The sequence below is a fragment of the Mycobacterium cajalii genome, from assembly GCF_045809005.2.
GTDB lineage: Bacteria > Actinomycetota > Actinomycetes > Mycobacteriales > Mycobacteriaceae > Mycobacterium.
On the sequence record NZ_CM141436.1, the window covers coordinates 113877 to 134196 of the forward strand.

16 protein-coding genes and 2 pseudogenes are annotated in these 20320 nt (G+C 69.4%); 6 read left to right on the top strand and 12 right to left on the bottom strand.

From position 1 onward, the window contains the following. Positions 1 to 27: 27 nt before the first annotated feature. Both ACJ512_RS00580 and tnpA read right to left on the bottom strand, forming a co-directional pair. Entirely contained in the window at positions 28 to 636 is a 609-nt protein-coding gene (locus ACJ512_RS00580; protein ID WP_461480169.1) for a TetR/AcrR family transcriptional regulator, read from the bottom strand. Positions 637 to 774: 138 nt separating this feature from the next. Next, positions 775 to 1204, bottom strand: a pseudogene (gene tnpA / locus ACJ512_RS00585) (IS200/IS605 family transposase); the annotation flags it as partial. Between the two features lie 435 nt (positions 1205 to 1639). Between tnpA and ACJ512_RS00590 the strand changes: the two are divergent. Further along, positions 1640 to 2890, top strand: a complete 1251-nt coding sequence (locus ACJ512_RS00590) for a cytochrome P450 (protein WP_407687978.1) — start codon at positions 1640 to 1642, stop codon at positions 2888 to 2890. Here ACJ512_RS00590 and ACJ512_RS00595 read toward each other — a convergent pair. The 4 genes and pseudogenes from ACJ512_RS00595 to ACJ512_RS00610 form a co-directional block, all read right to left on the bottom strand. Continuing rightward, a pseudogene (locus tag ACJ512_RS00595) lies at positions 2856 to 3789 on the bottom strand (NAD(P)/FAD-dependent oxidoreductase). The gene ACJ512_RS00590 and the pseudogene ACJ512_RS00595 overlap by 35 nt on opposite strands. 24 nt (positions 3790 to 3813) lie before the next feature. Then, complete coding sequence (locus tag ACJ512_RS00600) at positions 3814 to 5031, bottom strand: GNAT family N-acetyltransferase (protein WP_407687977.1); 1218 nt, start codon at positions 5029 to 5031, stop codon at positions 3814 to 3816. 38 nt (positions 5032 to 5069) lie between these two features. Further along, positions 5070 to 6281, bottom strand: a complete 1212-nt coding sequence (locus ACJ512_RS00605) for an acyl-CoA dehydrogenase family protein (protein ID WP_407687976.1) — start codon at positions 6279 to 6281, stop codon at positions 5070 to 5072. A gap of 4 nt (positions 6282 to 6285) precedes the next feature. Further along, positions 6286 to 6900, bottom strand: coding sequence for a TetR/AcrR family transcriptional regulator (locus ACJ512_RS00610; protein WP_407687975.1), 615 nt, complete (start codon positions 6898 to 6900; stop codon positions 6286 to 6288). A 200-nt stretch (positions 6901 to 7100) separates the two neighbouring features. On the opposite strand from ACJ512_RS00610, the gene ACJ512_RS00615 reads away from it, so the two are divergent. The 3 genes from ACJ512_RS00615 to ACJ512_RS00625 all read left to right on the top strand — a co-directional run bounded on the left by ACJ512_RS00615 (position 7101) and on the right by ACJ512_RS00625 (position 10661). Then, positions 7101 to 8429 (top strand): sensor histidine kinase, encoded by a 1329-nt coding sequence (locus ACJ512_RS00615; RefSeq protein ID WP_407687986.1) that lies wholly within the window; start codon positions 7101 to 7103, stop codon positions 8427 to 8429. 27 nt (positions 8430 to 8456) lie between these two features. Then, a complete protein-coding gene (locus tag ACJ512_RS00620; protein ID WP_407687974.1) occupies positions 8457 to 8855 on the top strand; it encodes a VOC family protein in 399 nt (132 codons plus the stop codon). A 234-nt stretch (positions 8856 to 9089) separates the two neighbouring features. Beyond that, positions 9090 to 10661, top strand: coding sequence for a SulP family inorganic anion transporter (locus tag ACJ512_RS00625; protein ID WP_407687973.1), 1572 nt, complete (start codon positions 9090 to 9092; stop codon positions 10659 to 10661). A 55-nt stretch (positions 10662 to 10716) separates the two neighbouring features. On the opposite strand, the gene ACJ512_RS00630 is transcribed toward ACJ512_RS00625, so the two are convergent. The 5 genes from ACJ512_RS00630 to ACJ512_RS00650 form a co-directional block, all read right to left on the bottom strand. Beyond that, positions 10717 to 11097 (bottom strand): hypothetical protein, encoded by a 381-nt coding sequence (locus ACJ512_RS00630; protein ID WP_407687972.1) that lies wholly within the window; start codon positions 11095 to 11097, stop codon positions 10717 to 10719. A gap of 50 nt (positions 11098 to 11147) precedes the next feature. Beyond that, complete coding sequence (locus ACJ512_RS00635; RefSeq protein WP_407687971.1) at positions 11148 to 12503, bottom strand: aromatic ring-hydroxylating oxygenase subunit alpha; 1356 nt, start codon at positions 12501 to 12503, stop codon at positions 11148 to 11150. A 13-nt stretch (positions 12504 to 12516) separates the two neighbouring features. Continuing rightward, positions 12517 to 14289: an N-acyl-D-amino-acid deacylase family protein gene (locus ACJ512_RS00640; RefSeq protein ID WP_407687970.1), complete on the bottom strand. Its 1773-nt coding sequence runs from the start codon at positions 14287 to 14289 to the stop codon at positions 12517 to 12519. 180 nt (positions 14290 to 14469) lie between these two features. After that, positions 14470 to 15606, bottom strand: coding sequence for a phosphotransferase (locus tag ACJ512_RS00645; protein ID WP_407687969.1), 1137 nt, complete (start codon positions 15604 to 15606; stop codon positions 14470 to 14472). Between the two features lie 105 nt (positions 15607 to 15711). After that, a complete protein-coding gene (locus ACJ512_RS00650; RefSeq protein WP_407687968.1) occupies positions 15712 to 16332 on the bottom strand; it encodes a TetR/AcrR family transcriptional regulator in 621 nt (206 codons plus the stop codon). A gap of 400 nt (positions 16333 to 16732) precedes the next feature. Here ACJ512_RS00650 and ACJ512_RS00655 point away from each other — a divergent pair, with 400 nt between their 5' ends. Beyond that, complete coding sequence (locus ACJ512_RS00655) at positions 16733 to 17626, top strand: fructose bisphosphate aldolase (RefSeq protein ID WP_407687985.1); 894 nt, start codon at positions 16733 to 16735, stop codon at positions 17624 to 17626. Positions 17627 to 17636: 10 nt separating this feature from the next. Here ACJ512_RS00655 and ACJ512_RS00660 read toward each other — a convergent pair whose 3' ends face one another. Beyond that, positions 17637 to 18716, bottom strand: a complete 1080-nt coding sequence (locus ACJ512_RS00660) for a DUF190 domain-containing protein (RefSeq protein WP_407687967.1) — start codon at positions 18714 to 18716, stop codon at positions 17637 to 17639. Positions 18717 to 18973: 257 nt separating this feature from the next. On the opposite strand from ACJ512_RS00660, the gene eno reads away from it, so the two are divergent. Next, positions 18974 to 20257, top strand: a complete 1284-nt coding sequence (gene eno / locus ACJ512_RS00665; protein ID WP_407687966.1) for a phosphopyruvate hydratase — start codon at positions 18974 to 18976, stop codon at positions 20255 to 20257. Positions 20258 to 20320: the final 63 nt, after the last annotated feature.

Below are 20320 nucleotides of genomic sequence, written 5' to 3' on the forward strand. Positions count from 1 at the left end.
AAACGGCTGCGCTACAAGGCGAACCGGCTAGAGGGCAGTTGCCGCCCCGCCGGCCGCGGCGGTCAGGGTGGCGACCAGGGTGTCCTCGTCGGTGTCGATGTCGCCGTGCAGCCAGGCGACGATGAGGTCGGTGGTCCCGGCGACCAGCGCGCGCGTCGCCAACTTCCGGTCGACGGATGGCCTGGGGCGTCCGGTGAAGACGATGGCGTCGGCCGCCATGCGGTCGGTGAAGTCGCGCACCGCACGCCGTTGATGTTCCCGCAGCCGCGGAAAGCCCGGGCACTCCATGTACAGCCGCGCGTCCGCGCGGTCGGATGCCAGAGCGCGCACCACGGCGCGCAGGGTGCCCTCGACGCGATCGGCGAGCGGGGCGGTGGTCAGCACCTCGTCCATCCGGGCCACCAACCGCCGGAACAGATCGTCGGCGCAGGCGTCGAGCAGGTCGTCCTTACCGGCGAATTCGGCATAGAAGTACCGCTTGCTCAAATTCGCCTGCTGGCAGACCAGATCGACGGTCAGTGAGGCCACGCCGCCCTCGGCGACGAGCATGCGGGCGGCCTCGATCAGGCGTTCGCGGCGTCCCTGCGCACGCTGTTCGGGGGTGAGCCCGCCGTAGTTGCGGCCCGCGGCAGTCATGATGACCAGGAATCGTAGCGCGCAAGCCGCGCTGGTTTGGAGCGCGGTTAGCGCATCAAGTTGGTGGATGAGGTAACCACTGGCGCAAACCAGCGGCGTAGCCGCTGCGTGGATCGGCCCGTGTCGGGCGTAGCCCGATGTTATGAGGGGCCGGGTTTGGTTTTCGCTGTAGCGTTTGATCACCGACAACGGCGCTCCGCCAGCGGAGGCGGCGAAATACGATGGCGACCACAGGTGGCTGCGCATGCGGGCCCGCACGCACGGTGCGGTGTATTCGCGGCGTATCTCGTAGCTGGAGCGGCCTTTGCGCCGCCGTAGCAGTGTGGCGACCGCCGGGGTGGGCGGGTGAGAGACCAGCAGGTGCACGTGCTCGGGCTCGCCGTTGAACTCAAACCAACTCGGCGCCCAGATCGGAGCAGACACCCGACATGGTGTGCTCGCAGAAGTCCAGCATCGCCGAGTTGAGAATCCGCCGGCGGTATGTGGTCACGAAAACAAGATGTGCCCACGGCGCCGACACGCTGTGGGCGGCGCGCCGGTAGTCGTAGCTGCCCGCTGGCGCCGCGATGTCGGTGGTGTCTTTTACCGTCGTGGCATGCACACCGAAGGTGTCTACCCGCCGGAACCGACAACACCTGTTGGCGCCGGTGATCGGGCGCGCGGTGAGCGCAAGCCGCGGGCGCGCAAGCGCCCGAAGGACGCGCCCACAAGCGGCGAGGCCGCAGGCATCCGCCCTCGCGGAGGTCCGTGGCGCGCATCAAAGCCAGGCGTAAAGCCAAGGCCGCGATGCGACAGAGCCGCTCGGCGCGAACCTCCACTACCGACCAGCCCACGGCGATAGCCGCATGAACGCCTATCGAGACAGCCGGCCGGCACGAGGAATCCCCGCAGTTTCACTGCGGGGAGGACGTCAAACCTTGACGCACGCGCGCGACGCGCCATAATTCAGGAACGAATCCGTTCTAGATTCCGTGAGACGGCGAACCCTACCCGAGGAGCACCTATGAGCACCCGCATCATGGACGACGCCGCGCGGCTGCTGACCGACCCTGAGGCCTACACCGACGAGAAGCGGCTGCACGAGGCGCTGGCCCACCTGCGCGCCCATGCCCCGGTGTCCTGGGTCGACGTCGAGGGATACAAACCGTTCTGGGCGGTCACCAAGCACGCCGACATCATGGACATCGAGCGGCAGAACGACCTGTTCACCAACGACCCGCGCCCGCTGCTGATGAACACCGAACTCGACGAGAAGCTGCGCGCGGACCGGGAGGCCGGCATCGGGCTGCGCACGCTGATCCACATGGACGACCCGCATCACCGGGACATCCGCAAGGTCGGGGCGGACTGGTTCCGCCCGGCGGCCATGCGGGCGCTGAAGGCCCGCTGCGACGAGCTGGCCAAGATCTATGTCGACCAGATGCTGGAGAAGGGCCCGGAGCTGGAGTTCGCGCAGGAGATCGCGGTCAACTACCCGCTGTACGTGATCCTTTCGCTGCTGGGCCTGCCGGAGTCGGACTTCCCCCGCATGCTCAAACTCACCCAGGAGATGTTCGGCGGCGAGGACACCGAATTCCAGCGCGGCGGCACCCCCGAGGACATGCTGGCCGTGCTGCTGGACTTCTTCAACTACTTCGCGGCGCTGACCGCCTCGCGTCGCGAGCACCCGACCGAGGACCTGGCCTCGGCGATCGCCAACGCCACGATCGACGGGGAACCGTTGTCGGACATGGACACCGCGTCGTACTACGTGATCGTGGCCAGCGCCGGTCACGACACGACCAGCGCCGGCATCGCCGGCGGGCTGCTGGCACTGCTGGAGCACCCCGGCGAGCTGGCGCGGCTGCAGAACGACATGAGCCTGATGGGCACCGCGGTCGAGGAGATGATCCGCTGGGTGGTGCCGGTCAAGGAATTCATGCGCACCGCTCAGGCCGACACCGAGGTGCGCGGCATACCGATCGCCAAGGACGAATCCGTGCTGCTGTCCTACGTCTCGGCCAACCGCGACGAGGACGTGTTCGCCGACCCGTTCCGGTTCGACGTCGGGCGGGATCCCAACAAGCACCTGTCGTTCGGCTACGGTGTGCACTTCTGCCTGGGTGCGGCGCTGGCCCGCATGGAGATGAACAGCTTTTTCTCCGAACTGATTCCGCGGCTCAAGAGCATCGAGCTGGCCGGCGCGCCCGAGCTCGTCGCCGCGACGTTCGTCGGCGGTGTCAAGCGCCTGCCGATCCGCTACTCACTGAGGTGAGCTCGCCCGGCAGCTCGTCGCCCAGCGCCGCCTCGGCGAGCAACTCGCCGAGCAGCGGGCCGAACTTCATGAGGTTGGCGCCGACGAACGCGACGACGCGGCCGCGCCGCGCGACCGACCATCCGTCACCGCCCGCGTCGAGCCACGGCGCGCGCACCGTGACGCAGTCGACCCGGCCCACCGGTGACAGCGAGGGGAACAGCGCGCGCACGGCGGCCGGGTCCGGGACGTCCTGGCCGAAGGCCCAGCGGCCGGTGCCGCCGAGCGGCAGCCCGTAGCCCTCGGGCGCCGACAGGCAGGCGGCACCGGCCGCGTCGGCGCCCTCGTAGGTGAAGCGGGTGTGCGGGGCGAACTCGACGCCGATCGGGCCGAACAGCGCGGCGGTGTCGGCTCCCGCGCAGATCAGCACGCGCTCGCCGCGCAGCACGGTGCCGTCGGCAAGCGTCGTCGAGCCGTCGTCGGCGACCGACCGCACGTCGCAGCGGTCGACGGTGACGCGCCCGGCCAGGGCCGACAGCGCGCGGCGGCTGCGCAGGCTGCCGCCCAGGGGGTCGAACAAACCGGTGTCCCAAGGGTTCTGCAGGAACGGGATGCGCGCCGTGAGCTGGCGCCGGTCCAGCCGCGAGAACGGTGCGCCGGCCGGCGGCGACGAAGCCCTCCGCGCCCAGCAGGGGCCCTGCGCCCAACTCGGATTCCCAGCGCTGCCAGGCCAGCCGGGCCCGCAGGGCCAGCCCGCACAGCGCCGGACGGCGGTGCGCGATGCGGAAGATCCGCGCCTGCCCCGCGGACTGTTCGGCGAACGGTTCGCCGCGCTCGAGCACGACGACCTGCTCCCCGCGACGGGTCAGCTCGTAGGCGGCCGCGAGCCCGCAGATGCCCGCCCCGACGACGACGATCACGGCTGCGCCCGCCGTGCGCCGCCGCTAGAAGAAGAACCCGGCGTAGGGGGCGTCGGGCACCTCGAACAGCCGGTCGGCCGCGGCGACCGCCTCGGGGTCGTCGGCGCGGGCGAGCCCCGCCACGGCCAGGCTGCGCCACGTCGCACCGCCGAGCAGGACGGCGGCCAGTCCCTCGATCCCCACGTGCAACCGGGCGCGCCGGTCGGTGCGCTCGGCGCCCGCGGCGCTGACGGCGAAGTGGGCCGAATTGTGCGGCAGGACCAAGTCGTTGACGGCGATGGTGAGCTCACCGTCGCCGGAGTATCGGCGCGCCGACAGCGCCTTGCCGCAGTCGACCACGCGCAGCCACGTTTCGTCATGCACCGCGGTTACCCGCATCGCGCGCCGATCAACAAGCAACCACGGCAGCGGATCGTCGAGCGGCAGCGACCAGAACACCACGCGGTCGATCAGGTCGAGTCCCAGCAGGAAGCGCAACAGCCCCAGGTAGGCGTCCTCGGTGGGGGCGAAGAAGTCCTCGACCACGATCGTGCGCTGTTTGCTGACGAACCACCGTTCGGTGTCGACGGGGCGATAGCGGACGAACCCCGTTTCCTGCCCCGGCTCGCCGTGCACCGCGACATACCAAGGGGCCGAGGATGCTTCGGTGCGCAGCCGCACGCTTCGCCACCACACGCCCGGGCGGTCGACGGTCCCGGGCCGGGACGGCCGGTTCGCGGCGCCGATCCGCGGCAGGACGTCCCAGGCCCCGGCGCCGTCGAGCAGCCGCACCGGACCGCCGCGCCCGACGTCGGGGCGCAGCGCCGCCCGCGCTGTCGCCACCTCCACGCTCTGCGACGAGCTCGCCACGCCGTAGCCGAACCGTTCGTAGATCGTGGCCTCGGACGCGCGCAACGTGGCCACGACCTCGCCCCGCGCGGCGATGTCGCGCAGCTGATGACCGACCAGGTCGGTGGCGATGCCCTTGCGGGTGAACGACGGCAGCACCCCGATGTGCGTCACGGCGGCATGGCCCACGACCGCACCGCCGGGCAGCGTCAGGCCGCTCGTTGCGGCGTCGGCGGTGCCGACCAGTTCCCCGTCGACGAACGCCCCGATGGTGCGGCCGGGCTCCAGCAGTTCGGTGATCCGGCCGGGCGGCAGGTCGGGCAGCGGCGGAAGGCCCACCATCGAGGCCCGGAACACGTTGGCCGCGGCGATCAGGTCGTCTTCGTCGTCGAGTACGCGGATGTCGGTGGTCACCAGGCCATCATGTCTGGTGCCCGCCGCCGCCAACATGGCTACCGGATGGACAGCCCCGTCAGCGCCCGCGAGATGACCAGCCGCTGAATCTCGCTGGTTCCCTCGAAGATCGTGAAGATCTTCGCGTCGCGGTGCATCCGCTCGACGGGGTAGTCGCGGGTGTAGCCGTTGCCGCCGAGGATCTGGATGGCCTCGTCGGTCACGTAGACCGCGGTCTCGCTGGCCACCAGCTTGGCCATCGAGCCCTCGGCCGAATCGAAGTCCTGGTTGTTGTTTGCCATCCAACCGGCCCGCCACACCAGCAGTCGCGCCGCGTCGATACGGCTCTTCATGTCGGCCAGCTTGAACGCCACCGCCTGGAATTCGCCGATCTTCCGGCCGAATTGCTCGCGCTGGCAGGCGTATTCGAGCGCGTACTCATAGGCGGCCCGGGCCACGCCGACGGCCATCGCGCCGACGCCCGGCCGGGTGCGTTCGAACGTCTTCAGCGCCGCCTGCCCGCCCGCGGACCCACCGGACTTGACCCGGGCGATGCGCTCCTCGAACTTCTCCCGGCCGCCCAGGATGGCGTCCTCGGGCAGACGGACGTCGTCGAGCACCACCTCCGCGGTGTGCGACGCGCGGATCCCGTGCTTCTTGAACTTCTGCCCCTGCGCAAGGCCTTGGGTGTCCGGCGGGATCAGGAAGGTCGCCTGGCCGCGGGTGCCGAGCTCGGGGTAGACCGATGCCACCACGATGTGCACGTTGGCGATACCGCCGTTGGTCGCCCATGTCTTGGTGCCGTTGAGCACCCACTCGCGGGAGGCCTCGTCGTACCGGGCGCGGGTGCGGATGCCGCCGACGTCGGAGCCCGCGTCGGGCTCCGACGAGCAGAACGCGCCGAGCTTGGGTTCTTCGGGGGTGCCGAACATCTCGGGCAGCCAGCGGCCCAGCTGTTCGGGGGTGCCGTTGCCGGCCAGCGCCGCCGCGGCCAGCGCGGTACCCATGAAGGACAACGCGATACCGGCATCGCCCCAGAACGTCTCCTCGAACGCGATGAGCATGCCCAGCCCCGACGGCTCGGCCGCCTGCTGCACGAAAAAGTCCGACGAGTAGAGCCCCACCTTGGAGGCCTCCTGGATCACCGGCCACGGGGTTTCCTCGCGCTCGTCCCATTCGGCCGCCGCGGGGCGGATCACTTCGGCGGCGAACTGGTGCACCCAGTCGCGCATCTCGATCACGTCGTCGCTGAGTTGCAGTGAAAAAGCCAAGGTTCTACTCCTGAATCTCATGGTGTCGGTATTGGGTGAGGACGCTGACCGTCTGGCCGACCCACGCCTCGAAGTAACGTTTTGCATCGATGTTTCCGGGCAGGCGACCGGTCAGCGCCTGCAACGTCGCGGCATAGGACAACGACCCGATGGCCACGGCGGCGGCCGCCTCGGGATCGGGAATGCGGGTGCGCCCGGATCGGTTGGAGGCGGCCAGTTCGTCGGCGAACCGCTGGTAGGCGTTGTCGGTGATGACCTGCCAGGTCTTCTCGTCGAGGTCGCCGAGCTCGTCCGGTTCGCGCAGCATGACCTTGAGCAGGTCCTCGCTGTGCCGCAGGTTGTCCCAGATCAGCTGGCCGGCGGTGCGTACCGCGGCCTCCGCGCTGCCCGGCTCCCCGGCGTCGTACTGCTCGCGCGCGGCCACGATGCGCTCGATGCGGTGCGCGACCGCGGCCTCGAGCAGTTCGCGCTTGGAGCCGAAGTGCTTGTAGAGCGCGCCCGACCCCGGCGCCAGGCCGGATGCCCGCTGGATGTCGGCCACCGACGTCGCCGCGTATCCCTTGGCCGCGAAGAGTTTCAGCGCCTCGGCCAGCAGGCGGTCGCGACCGGAGATGACCATAGTGAGAGAGTACTCACTCACCAGCGGCGCGGCAAACGGGCGCGGTGAGACGCTCGTCACCCGGGGACCGCTTGTCGGGGGCCGGCCGGCGCGGCCGTGCACCATAATCGACCCATGATTTCCGCCCCGCCGCAGCCCGACTGCCGGCCTGTCGCCTGATGGAGCACGGGTCTCGCATGCTTCGGCTGGTGCGGCTGCCGATGCGGGTGCTGTCGTTGCGCACCATTGTCATCATCGCCCAACTCGGGGTGATCGGCTTCGCCGTCGCCCTGGCCGCATGGGTGTGGATCGGCGTCACCAACGACCAGTACAGCCAGCTCGACCGGCGGCTGGATTCGGTCAGCAGCCTCGGCGATATCAACACGCTGCTCAACAGTGCCCAGCTCAGCAGCCCCGACCGACCGACACCGGACGGCAACCTGGTCCGCACCGCGCGCATCGGCGGTGTGACCGTCTCCGTGCCCAGCGACATAGTGCTGCCCAAGCTGCCCAACGGCTATGCGAACACCACCATCAACGGCGTGCAGTACCGGGTCCGCACCTTCACCGCGGGCCCGGCCTCGATCGCGCTCGCGGCCCCGCTGGCCGAGGCGCAGCACCGCATCGACGAACTACACCTGCGCGTGATGCTGATCTGCGCCAGCGTGATCGGCGGCACCGTGCTCGTCGGCTGGGTGATCTCGCTGATCATGGTCAACCCGTTCCTGCTGCTCGCCCAGCAGGCGCGGGCCATCAACGCCCAGTCCAGTCCGGACGAGGTCCAGGTGCGCGGCGTGCGCGAGGCCGTGGAGATCGCCGAGGCCGTCGAGGGAATGCTGGCACGCATCGGTAACGAGCAGCAGCGCACCAAGGCGGCGCTGGAATCGGCACGCGACTTCGCCGCCGTCGCCTCGCACGAGCTGCGGACCCCGTTGACCGCCATGCGCACCAACCTGGAGGTGCTGTCCACCTTGGAGTTGGCGCCCGAGCAGCGCCACGAGGTGATCAGCGACGTCATCCGCACCCAGAGCCGCATCGAGTCGACGCTGACGGCACTCGAACGGCTCGCGCAGGGGCAGCTCACCACCTCCGACGATTTCGTGCCGTTCGACATCACCGAACTGCTGGATCGCGCCGCCCACGACGCGCTGCGCGTCTACCCCGATGTAGACGTATCGCTGTTGCCCTCGCCGACCGTGCTGATGGTGGGCCTGCCCACCGGGCTGCGCTTGGTCATCGACAACGCCATCGCCAACGCCGTCAAGCACGGCGGCGCCACCGAGATTCAGCTCAACGTCACCAGTTCCGTTGAGGGCGTGCAGATCACGATCGACGACAACGGCACCGGGGTTCCGGAACACGAACGCACCGCCGTCTTCGAGCGCTTCTCCCGCGGCTCGACGGCCTCGCGCTCGGGCTCCGGGCTGGGGCTCGCGCTGGTGGCACAGCAGGCCGAATTGCACGGCGGGCAGGCATCTTTGCACGCCAGCCCGCTGGGCGGGACGCGACTGCTGTTGAAACTCGCCGGCGACGGGCGCGGCCCGGCGTGACGCACGTAGCCCTCGGATACTGAGCCGATGCTGGGTCACCTGGGTGTCAACGTGCCGGATCTGCCGGCCGCCAGGCGCTACTACGACGCGCTCATGCCCCTCGTCGGATTCGAGCCGTTTCTCGCCGCTGACGACGAATTCGCCTACCGGCCGGCCGGTGGCAAGCCCGGCACATACGTGTTCTTCTACCCGGCGACAAGCCCGGGGAAGTGCTCGTCGCAGCGAACGGGGTTGCAGCACTTGGCCTTTATGGTGCAGCGCCGGGCAGCGGTGCGCGCCGTGCACGACCATGTCATGGCGATCGGCGGCACCGTCATCGACCCGCCCGGGCATTTTCCCCAGTATCCCGGGCATTACTACGCGACATTCTGGTACGACCCGTTCGGGCTCAAGCTCGAAGCGGTCTGCCACCACGACCGCGCCTGAGAAGCCCCGACGCCCGTCGGCGCCGAAGATTTGCATTCGATATGCGCTCGGCTCGCCGGGTTGACCCGGCCCGGCCACCCACCTACCTTCGAGCGTAGAAGCCAGGCCGGGCCGGCCGGATGACGGCGTTGGGATATGTGATCGCCTGGCCTTCAAAGTATTACGCGGGCATGACCGGCTGCGACATGCGGCGGGCGGCGCGGCACTTGCCAGGACACCACGAGGGAGGGATCGATGCAGCGCATCCAAATGCTCGACGACGCGGGCGTCGAGCAGGGGCCGCCGTCGCGTACTGACCGGCTGCGCGCGGTGGTGCGCCACGACCTTCCGGCCTCGCTGGTCGTCTTCCTGGTGGCACTGCCGTTGTCGCTGGGGATCGCGATCGCCTCGGATGCGCCGGTGCTCGCCGGCCTGACCGCCGCGATCGTCGGGGGGATCGTGGCCGGCTTTCTCGGTGGCTCGCCGTTACAGGTCAGTGGCCCCGCCGCGGGCCTGACCGTCGTCGTGGCCGACCTCGTCACCCAATTCGGCTGGGGGGCGACGTGTTTGATCACCGCGGTCGCCGGTGCTCTGCAGGTGCTGCTGGGGCTGAGCCGCGTCGCGCGGGCCGCGCTGGCGATCTCGCCCGTCGTGGTGCACGCCATGCTGGCGGGCATCGGCATCACCATCGCCCTGCAGCAGATGCACGTGCTGCTCGGCGGCAAGTCCAAGAGCACGGCCTGGCAGAACGTCGTCGGCCTGCCGGGGCAGATCGTCGACGCGCACCGCCCGGGCGTGATCCTCGGGGTGCTGGTGATTGCGGTCCTGATCGGCTGGCACTGGGTGCCGGCCGGCCTGCGCCGCGTCCCGGGCCCGCTGGTCGCCATCGTCGCGGTGACGGTCCTCTCGGTCGCCTTCCCGTTCCAGGTTCCCCGGATCCGGCTGGAGGGATCGGTGCTGGACGCGATCCGGCTGCCCGAGATGCCCGACGGCAACTGGGCAGCCGTCGCGATGGGCGTGCTCACCGTCACGCTCATCACCAGCGTCCAGAGCCTGCTCACCGCGGTGTCGATCGACCGGATGCACAACGGGCCCCGCACCGACTTCGACCGCGAGCTGATCGGCCTGGGCGTGGCCAACGTCGCGGCCGGCGCGATCGGCGGGCTGCCGGTCAGCGGTGTCATCGTCCGCAGCGCGGCCAACGTCAACGCCGGCGCGAAGACACGCGCCTCGGCGATCATGCACGGGATCTGGATCCTGCTGTTCACCATTCCGTTCGCGGGGCTGGTCGAAGAGATTCCCACGGCCGCGCTGGCGGGCCTGCTCATCGTCGTCGGCGCCCAGTTGCTCAAGCCCGCCCACATCGAAACGGCGCTGCGCAACGGGGACCTGGCGGTGTACGTGGTGACCACCGTCGGCGTGGTCTTCCTCAATCTGCTGCACGGCGTCATGATCGGACTCGCGCTGGCCATCGTCCTGACCGGATGGCGGGTGATCCGGGCCCGGATCGAGGCCGCGCCGGTGGGCGACGAATGGCACGTCGTCGTCGAGGGCGCGTGCACGTTCCTGGCGCTGCCGCGGCTGACCCGCGTGCTCGCCTCCGTCCCGCAACGGACCACGGTCACCGTCAGTGTGCTCACCGACTATCTCGATCATGCTGCGCACCAGGCGATCAGCGACTGGCAGCATCAGCACCGCAGCACCGGCGGAACGGTACACATCGATGGCGACACCGAGGCGGGCGTGCTGGTGGCGGCGCGGTCGGAGGCCAACCGCCGCAGGGCCCGGCTGACGTTGGTCGCCCGCCAACACCGCGAGCAGACGTAAATGCCCCCGACACGCCGGTGAATGGGGAGCTTTTGCGGCTGCTCGCGGGGTGCCGCTAGAGCGCTGCGCCCTGCTGGGCCAGGTTCAGCAGCAGGTAGGCGACGCACAGCAGGAAGTGCAGGACCACCAGAACCAGACCGGCAAGCAGCAACGAGCGGGAGCCGCGCCGCTTCAGCCGCTTGATCCTGGCCGCGCGCGTCGCCCGGTTCATCTCGAGCGCGATCAGCGCGAAATGGACATCCGTCACCTCGTCGGCCGCGACGGGCAGCCCGGCCGCGATCGCCCGCAGGCGTCCCGGCGCGGTCCGGACGCCGACGCTCGCGAATTGCTGACACAGCCGCCGTGCCCGGACCCGGCCCAGTGGCTGATATCGCATCTGCAGTTGATGCGAGAGGTGGTGGCGTTCGTCGCCCCAGCGGTCAGACGGGGTCGTCACAGGCGGAAGTCTAGTGGGCCGCACACCACTTTTCCGAGTGTCTGCGCCGATTACGTCGGTGGAGTTTCGTCGGCCGTGCCGCCACGCATGCGTTCGGGCCCGGGGAGGTCGAGATAGCGCTCGAGGTTGCGGTGCATGTTGATCACGCGCCGCTCCTCACCGGAGAGCACCAGATGGGTGAAGCCGGGCTGATGCATGCCCCGCTGCACGCCGGGGAGCACCCGAATGTCCTGCGTCAGAACCACACCCGGCTCAGCCGTCTCAGCCGTCACGCGAACATTCGCCGGCTTGGTGCGTGGCGCGCCCGGTGCCATCCGCGTCATCAAGAACATCACCAGCTCGCCCTTGTCGGGATCGGGGTCGGCGTCCCGCGGCCGCGAGCACATGACGGTCAAGTGGTCCGCGTTGGTCAGCAACGTCATGTTCGGGAACACGTTGTACTGGTGCAGTCGGGTGATCCGGTCGGTATCGGCCCAGCTCAGGTCGACCCCGCGCCCGGCGGCGAAAGCCCGGGTTTGTGCCGCGATCGCGTCCGCCACCGTCTGCCCGGGTTCGCGTTCCGGCAACGGCGTGCCCTCGGCCACGCCCATCAGCGCACCCTGGGTGTGCACGTAGGCGTCCCACACCTCCTCGTCGCTCAACACGCCGGCAAAACGCGGGCTCTGCACGCCGTAGGGCTGGTCGGACTTGCCGGTGTGTCCCCAGATGCGTTGCGGCGCATGTATGTCGTCCACGCAGCGCAGCAACTCCGGATGCAGCGTGGCGATGTGGTAGGTCTCGCTGTATCCGTCGGCGATGGTCTTCCAGTTGGCGTCCACCTCGACGGTCAGCGTGGCGTAGCAGCGGAAGTCGCCCAGCCCGCACCAGGCGATGTCGTCGGGTACCGCCTCCAGGTAGTCGGCCAGCGGCACCGCGGCGGGGTCGAGGTTGACGAAAACGAGCCCCTCCCAGACGTCGACCCGGACGGAAACCAGCGGAAAATCCGACATTCGCAGCGCGCCGAAGCCCTTGCGGCCGGGCACCCGTTTCAGCGCGCCGGCCAGGTCCCAGGTCCAGCCGTGATAGCCGCACCTGATCTCGCGCAGCCCCTGCCCGGAGCCCACGCACAGCGAGTTGCCGCGATGGCGGCAGGCGTTCTGGAAGGCGCGCAACCCGCCTCCAGATTCCGCGTCCCCGCGGACGATCAGCACCGAGTACGGCCCGCAGCGGTACTCGAAGTAGTCGCCCGGCTCGGCGAGGTGGTCGACCGTGCAGGCGAGTTGCCACACCTTCGGCCACATGCGTTCGACCTCGAGCGCGGCGAACCGAGGTGAGTAGTAGCGCACGGCCGGCACCAGCGTCGGGCCCGGCGGCGGGGTGCCGATCGCGTCCTCGTCGTGCGCCCGGACGGGATGGCCGGCGGTCACGTTGGGCGACTCCTCAGCGCGCCCCGCGCACCAGGCGGCCGGGACGGGCTCCGGTGTCGACGTCGTCGCGGCGGGTCACCGTGCCGCTGACGATGGTCGCGGCGTAGCCGCTGGCGCCCTGCAGGATCCGGTTCCCGCCGGCGGGCAGGTCGAAGGCCATCGCCGCGGGGTGCAGGGTCAGCGCAGCCATGTCGATCACGTTGATGTCGGCTTTCTTGCCCGGCTCGATCGTGCCGCGGTCGGTGAGGCCGAACAGGTGTGCCGTGTCGCGGGACTGCTTGCGGATGACGTACTCGAGCGACAACTTTTCGCCGCGGCGGCGGTCCCGCGCCCAGTGCGTGAGCAGGAAGGTGGGGTAGGACGCGTCGCAGATCATGCCGCAATGTGCGCCGCCGTCGGACAGCCCCAGCACCCCGGCGGGGTGCAGCAGCATCTCCCGGATGGCGTCGCAGTTGCCGTCGGCGTAGTTGAACAGCGGCAGCATCAGCATCGAGGTCGCCTCCGCCTCGAGCATCAGGTCGTAAAGGGTCGACAGCGGGTCCTCGCCGCGCGCCGCGGCGATGGCGGCGACGGTGCGGTCCGGGGTGGGCTCGTAGTCGGGCGGGTTGCCCAGCGCGTAGAGCCGGTGCAGCGAGTGCTGCACCAGCGCGAACATCCCGTCGAACAACAGGGTGGGGTCGACGGGCAGGTCGTCCTCGGCCAGGATGGCCGCCTTCACGGCGGGGTCGGCGAGGCGCTGCGCGAGTTCCTCGCGGCTACACTCGGCCTTCAGCCGGCGGTAGGTGGGCCGGTGACTGAAGCCGTGATGCCCCTGGAAGCCGATCATCATCCCGAACGGGCGCGCCGCGATCTGCGGGTAGAGCCGGGCGCCGGCAGCGTGGGCGTCCGCGGAGAGGTCCAGCATCTCGCGCCACAGCTTCGGGTCCGCGTCCACCTGGATCAGGGCGAACGACACCGGCCGGTCGATCTCGCCGCTCAACCGGCGCATCCAGTCCAGTTCCTTCTTCGGGCCGATGATGTCCTCGCCCGCCGCCCCCTGCGGCGCCAGCTCGAACACCGCCTGCCCGCCGGCGGCCATGGCGCGGCCCAGGCCGAACAGCTCCTCCTCGGCGGCGAACGTACCGGGCACGGGTTCGCCGTCCATCGCGCGGTGGCCCAGGGTCCGCGACGTCGAAAACCCAAGGGCGCCGGCCTCGATCGCCTCGGTGACCAGCCGCCCCATCGCCGCGATGTCATCGGGGGTGGCCGGCTCGTTGCGGGCGCCCCGCTCGCCCATCGCGTAGGCGCGGACGGCGCCGTGGGCGACCTGGGAACCCACGTCGACCGCGAAGCGCTGCTTGCCGATGGCGTCGAGGTACTCCGGATAGCTCTCCCAGCCCCAGGTGATGCCCTCGGTCAGCGCGGTACCGGGAATGTCCTCGACGCCCTCCATCAACTCGATCAGCCATTGCTCACGGCCCGGCCGGACCGGGGCGAAGCCCACGCCGCAGTTGCCGGTGACCACGGTGGTGACGCCGTGGCCGCTCGACGGCTCCAGTGAGCTGTCCCAGCTCACCTGGCCGTCGTAGTGGGTGTGGATGTCGACGAAGCCGGGGGTCACCACGCGGCCCGTCGCGTCGATGGTCTCGGCCGCCTCGGCGGTTTGTAACCCGCCCGGCCCAGGGTCGTCGGCCCCGCGGCGCACGACGTCGACGATCTTGCCGTCCTTGATCCCGATGTCCGCGCGGTAGCGCTGCGCGCCCGTGCCGTCGACGACGGTGCCACCGATGATTTTCAGGTCGAACATGTGGGCTTCTCCTTGTCGTCGTGCGGCATTACGCGACGCGACGTAGCGTAACTACAGACGATATTCCCGGAGCCGGGCCGAGTCAATGGACTGCGGGTGACGGCCGCCGCCGCGGGCCGGGCCGCCCGACCTATGGCGACAAATCAAGGGGCACAACGAGATTGCCGGGCGCAGCGGAGGCTACAGCGACGCCTGCAGCGCGGCGACGGTCTCCAGGTCCTCCAGCGCCGCCACACCGCGGCGCAGGCCTTCCATCGCGATGTCGTCGGCCTGCATCCCGCCCATTCCGGCCGTGATCAGCGGGGCGACGTAGGCGTACAGGGCACCCTGGCGGTACCGCAGCCACAATTCGTCGCGGTCGAGGCCGGGGCCGCCTGCTGCGGCCAGGCCGCGCCGGTAGTCGTCGAGCAGGTCGCGCTGGGCCGCGCGCCGGTCTTCCGGTGTCAGGCTGGTGATCAGGGTGTAGGCGAGTTCGCGGCCGGGGTGTCCGCGCCGCACCGCCTGCCAGTCCAGCAGCCCCGCCTTGCCGCCGTGAAAGTACATGTTGCCCGGGTGTGCGTCGCCGTGCATGACCGTGTGCGGCGGGGTGTCGATCAGCGCCGCCACGGCGCGGTAGTTGTCGGCGATGAACCGGCCCCGCTCGACGGGGATGTCGGTGCGCCCGGCGAGGCGCTGCATCGAGGCGTTCATCAGGGACCCGGTCAACAACGAGGTCACGTCGCCCGACGGGGTGTAGAGCCACCCCAGCGGGCCGCGCCCGTCGCGGGGCAGGCGGTTCCAGAAGGTGGCGTGCAGGTCGGCCAGCAGGTCGACGATCAGGGCCGCCTGGTCGGTGGAGATCGGGTGCAACGTGTCGGGAAACTCGCACGCCTCGGCGGGCAGGTCCTCCAGAACCAGCAGATACCGGCCCGTCCAGCCGTCGAAGGCGGCGCCATAGCAATACGGCACGCCGTTGACCTGCGGTGCGAGTTCGCGGTAGAAGCGCACCTCGGTGTGCCCGAGGCGGCCCAGTTCCCCCATCAGCCGGGTGGCAGCTGACTTCGCGCCGATCTTGACGAATACCGATTCGGGAACGTCCGTGCCGGTCAGCACCAGCCGGGCCCGCGACGACGTCCCCGCGTCGCTGCTCAGGACGCGCACCGACCTCACGGTGGCCCCCGTGACCCTGGACAGCACCGTGGCGTCGATGTCGTCGACCGTGCGGGAAAGGCCCGCCCGGCCGCCCACGATCGCGTCGTTGCTCACCCGGCCGAGCCCGCGGGCCAGGTGGGCGCCCAGCCCGACGACGGAGACCGCTTGTGCTGCAGCAGTTTTCATGTCCGTCCATTCTGGTCACGAACACCGGGCCCGGCGGCCGCCGGGCCCGGCGCAACGCTCCTCGGACAAAAATAGCTCAGCGTCTCGACATCAGACAATATAAAATTATTGTCTGATTGGTGGCACCAGGGCGCGCACCACGAACTGCTCGACGAACTGGCGCTTGTCGGCCACGGGGCGATAGCGCCACGACGGTGCCAGCAAGAACAGCGTCGTGGTGTGCAACCACTGGACGACCGAGCGGGGATCGAGGTCGTCGTAGAGACGGCCCGCCGCCTTCCACCGCTTTAGCAACGGCCCATAGTGCCGCAGCAGCAACTCCACGAGGGGTTCCGAGCCCTTCTCCAGGGCGCTGGACACGGCGGTGCTCTCGGCGGCGAACAGCGCCTCGTTCAGCGGATTGCCCGCCACCGACTCGACGCGGGCCAGGACCATCTCGGGCAGCGACCGGCCCGGATCCTCCGGGGCGGGCAGCGAGCGGACCAGCTCCCCGAGCGCACCGTCGACGCGCATCAGCAGCATGCCCAGCAGGACGTCGTCGCGGCCGGGAAAGTAGCGGTACACGGTCGAGCGCGACACCCCCGCCTCGTCGGCCACCTCGCCCATCCGGAACTGGGTGTTGCCCCGGCGGACGATGCAGCGTCCCGCGGCGTCCAGGATGCGCCGGCGGGCCTCCTCGTCGTCGAGGATCGCGCGGTCATCGCCCCACCGGCGGCTCGGTTCCATGCCGCCGATGTTACGGGATGCGTTGCGCCACGCAAGATCCCAATGGCAGCTACTCGAAAGGCCAATAGTGGGAACGGACGCGGCGGACCAGTCGTTCACCGGCCGGCACGTCGCCGGCCCGGCGGGGTGGAGTTGCGGTGGGCCACTGCAGAACTGGCGTCTCGACCTGGCTCCCTGCAATTCGGGGATCGACGGCGGCACCGCCCGCAGCGACGCGCCCCGCGCCTTGCCCGAGGAAACCGCCGAGCCCGTCGGGGGCCGGCCGCGCCGAGCGCATCCGGCGGCTGCTGACGCCCGCACCATGACCGGGCTGTTCCCGGCGTCCACCGACCCGAATATGATCGGGCCAGGCTCAAGCTGCGCCGCGATCACAGGGGACCACGAGGGAGTGGAGAGTTCCATGCCGAACGAGAAGCAAGCGGACCGGATGACGTCGGGCAAGGGGTTCATCGCGGCGCTCGACCAAAGCGGTGGATCGACCCCGAAGGCGCTGCGCCAATACGGCATCTCCGACGACGCGTACTCCTCCGAGAAGGAGATGTTCGACCTCATCCACGAGATGCGGTCCCGCATCATCACCTCACCCGCCTTCACCGGAGACCGGGTGCTGGCGGCGATCCTGTTCGAACAGACCATGGACCGCGACATCGAGGGCAGGCCGTCGACCACCTACCTGTGGGAGACCAAGGGCGTGGTGCCCATCCTCAAGATCGACAAGGGGCTGGCCGAGGCGTCCGACGGCGTCCAGCTGATGAAGCCGATGCCCGGTCTGGACGAGTTGCTGGAGCGCGCCGTCGGCAAGGGCGTCTTCGGCACCAAGGAGCGTTCGGTGATCGGCGGCGCCAACCGCGACGGCATCGCCGCGGCGGTCGCCCAGCAGTTCGAGGTGGGCCACCAGGTGCTGCGCCACGGGCTGGTGCCGATCCTGGAACCCGAGGTCACGATCTCCATCCCGGACAAGGCGGAGGCCGAGGCGATCCTGCGCGAGGAGATCACCAAGCAGCTCGACACCGTGCCCGACGGGCAGCGCGTGATGATCAAGCTCAGCCTGCCCAGCGAGGTGAACTACTACCGGCCCCTGATCGAACACCCGAAGGTGATGCGGGTGGTGGCGCTTTCCGGCGGCTACTCCCGCGAGGAGGCCAACGAGCTGCTCGCCAAGAACACGGGCCTGATCGCCAGCTTCAGCCGCGCGCTGACCGAGGGGCTTTCCGCCGACCAGACCGACGAGCAGTTCAACGCCACGCTGGACAAGGCGATCCAGTCGATCTACGACGCCTCGGTCGCCGGCTGAGCCGGCGGGCTCAGTAGCGGTGGTCGGCCATCGGCGGCCGGCCCTGGCGTGCGTCGCGCTCGTCGGAGACCAACGCGGGCACCATCTCGCTGGTCACCAGCCCGTCCTCGCGGGTCAGTTCGTCGACCACCTCGAACGACTCGGCGATGTTGGCCGGGGTGTCGATGATGGTGGTGACGACGGGGACGCGGCGGCCCAGGGTGAGCACCTTGTCGCCGTGCGGCGGGTGATCGCCGTGAAAGCCCCAGATACCGCGCAAAACCGTCGCGCCGTCGGGCGTCTTGCGCCGCCAGAGCCGCTGCACCAGCGCGCGGTGGATCGGCACGCCGCCGCGGCGCGCCGACTCGGAGGTGTACACCGACAGCTTCTGCCACAGCGGCAGGCCGTGCTCGTCGGCTTTCGGCAGGGCGTGCGGCGGTTCCAGTAACGCCCCGTCCCGCTTGCACACGCGCACCCGCTCCAGCGTGATCATCGGCTGTTCGAGCAGGCCGCCGAGCTCGGGCAGCACGCGGCCGACGAGCTCGCCGGACCCCACCACCACGACCATCAGGGGCACGTCGGCGTTGACGGCGAAGAACCGCGCGCGCCGCCGTTGCCCGTGCGCGACGCCGTCGACGCCCAGGAACACCGAGGCGCCGGCGATGTGGCGCCGATGCATCAGGTCGCAGATCGCGATGTAGGCGGGAACTCCGTAGACGCGCTCCTTGCGGCCCAGGTAGATCGTTAATTTGACGGCTTCGTGGAGCCCGTCGCCGAGTTCGAGCGCGCCGATTTCCCCGCGCAGCAGCCGCGCACGTTCGAGGGTGACCAGCCCGCGTTGTTGGACGGCGAGCACGTCGTCGAGCAGTCCTTCGATGACCGGCCTACTGTCCACCGCTGTGATCAGCACGGGCGGGTCCTCCGAGAGCGTCAGGGACTGGTCGGAGCGGTAGTGGCGGCCCGTCCCGAAGCCGCCGACCCCGCGCAACAGCACGCTGCTGGCGACGCCGCGCCGCTGGTAGAGGCCCAGCAGCACATCCGAGACGAACCCGTTGTCGGTGCGGCGGCGTTCGGCCAGATACGTGCTCAGCTTCAGGCACTCTTCATCCACGACGACTCCTAAGGCCCTGTTATGCAACAGTTTTCGATACCGTCACCAACATGCCCGCCTGTCCCCGTCCAAGTGCCCCGTGACCTTGCGGATATCTTACCCGCGGCGGCCCTATGCGATAGGCTGCTCACTGGCCATGGCGGTGGGGCTCGCCATAATCGTCCGTCATACATCGGCGGCCAACGGTCCCTGCGACTCAATACATCGATGCCGGACTGACCAACATGGAAATCCCAATGTGACGCGGAGGACGCAACGTGACGATCCAATTTTCGTCGGTATCTGCAATCGAGATCCTCGATTCTCGCGGCCGCCCCACGCTGGCCGTGTCGGCAACGCTGGGGGATGGTAGCCGGCTTCGCTCGGGCGTACCCGCTGGTGCGTCGACCGGCAGCCGCGAGGCCGTCGAGTTGCGCGACGGTGACAAGCGTTACGACGGTATGGGTGTGCGCCGCGCCGTGGCATACGTCAACGGGCCGATAGCGGAGTCGTTGACCAGTCGCCCGTTCACCGCTCTGGAGGACGTCGATTCGGCGCTGCGGCAGCTGGATGGCACACCCGATAAGTCTCGATTGGGTGCCAATGCGATTGTCGGCGTCTCCATGGTTGCTGCCCGGGCGTTCGCGCGCCAGTCCGGACGACCGCTGTGGCAGTGGCTGACTCCCGCCGGTGTGCAGGCGCGGCTGCCGGTGCCGCACTTCAACGTGGTCAATGGTGGAGCCCACGCGCGCAATCCCCTGGATTTCCAGGAGTTCATGATCGCACCGATCGGGGCGCCGTCCTTGCCGGAGGCGGTCCGCGCCGGCGCCGAGGTGTACGCCAGGTTGCGGTCGGTGTTGGCCGAGCGCAACCTGGCGACCGGGTTAGGCGACGAGGGTGGCTTCGCGCCTGAGATCGGCTGTCCGGAAGATGTTTTGGCCCTTCTCGTGCAGGCGATCGTTGACGCCGGCTATGTCACCGGGACCGCGGGCGTCGCCATCGCGCTGGACCCCGCGGCCAACGGCTTCCACCGGGACGGCTTTTACCGGGTCAACGGCGAAACTCTGTCCAGCGACGACCTCATCGAGCGTTACACCAATATTGTTCAGAAGTTTCCGGTCTGGAGTATCGAAGACGGGATGGACGAACACGACACGGCGGGTTGGCGAAAGCTGACCGAGAAGCTGGGTGACAGAGTCCAACTGGTCGGGGACGACAATCTGGTGACCAATCCCGACCTGATCGCTTCGGCGGTCCGCGCCGGCATCGGCAACGCCGCCCTGATCAAGGTCAACCAGATCGGTACCGTTTCGGAAACCCTTGAGGCACTGGCCGTGTGCCGGGAGGCGGGCTACGGCGCGATGATTTCGCACCGATCAGGGGAAACCACCGATTCCTTCATCGCGGATCTCGCCGTCGCGGCGGGTTGCGGCCAGATCAAATCGGGCGCCCCTGCACGCGGAGAACGCGTCGCCAAGTACAACCGCCTGCTTGAGATAACGGCGAGCGTGTCCGACCTGCCGTTCGGGTTGCCCATGGCGCATCGTCCGGATCCGCGCTGACCCGGGTCGCTGCGTATCACGTCGCGTAGGCTATCTGTACTCGTTTTTTCGAAAGTGCTTGTT

Excerpts from the sequence above, each read along its gene's own strand:
- ACJ512_RS00590 (WP_407687978.1), top strand. The coding sequence starts at position 1,640 with ATGAGCACCCGCATCATGGACGACGCCGCGCGGCTGCTGACCGACCCT.
- ACJ512_RS00620 (WP_407687974.1), top strand. The coding sequence starts at position 8,457 with ATGCTGGGTCACCTGGGTGTCAACGTGCCGGATCTGCCGGCCGCCAGG.
- ACJ512_RS00650 (WP_407687968.1), bottom strand. The coding sequence starts at position 16,332 with ATGGAACCGAGCCGCCGGTGGGGCGATGACCGCGCGATCCTCGACGAC.
- ACJ512_RS00610 (WP_407687975.1), bottom strand. The coding sequence starts at position 6,900 with ATGGTCATCTCCGGTCGCGACCGCCTGCTGGCCGAGGCGCTGAAACTC.
- ACJ512_RS00615 (WP_407687986.1), top strand. The coding sequence starts at position 7,101 with ATGCGGGTGCTGTCGTTGCGCACCATTGTCATCATCGCCCAACTCGGG.
- ACJ512_RS00655 (WP_407687985.1), top strand. The coding sequence starts at position 16,733 with ATGCCGAACGAGAAGCAAGCGGACCGGATGACGTCGGGCAAGGGGTTC.
- ACJ512_RS00580 (WP_461480169.1), bottom strand. The coding sequence starts at position 636 with ATGACTGCCGCGGGCCGCAACTACGGCGGGCTCACCCCCGAACAGCGT.
- ACJ512_RS00645 (WP_407687969.1), bottom strand. The coding sequence starts at position 15,606 with ATGAAAACTGCTGCAGCACAAGCGGTCTCCGTCGTCGGGCTGGGCGCC.
- ACJ512_RS00625 (WP_407687973.1), top strand. The coding sequence starts at position 9,090 with ATGCAGCGCATCCAAATGCTCGACGACGCGGGCGTCGAGCAGGGGCCG.
- ACJ512_RS00640 (WP_407687970.1), bottom strand. The coding sequence starts at position 14,289 with ATGTTCGACCTGAAAATCATCGGTGGCACCGTCGTCGACGGCACGGGC.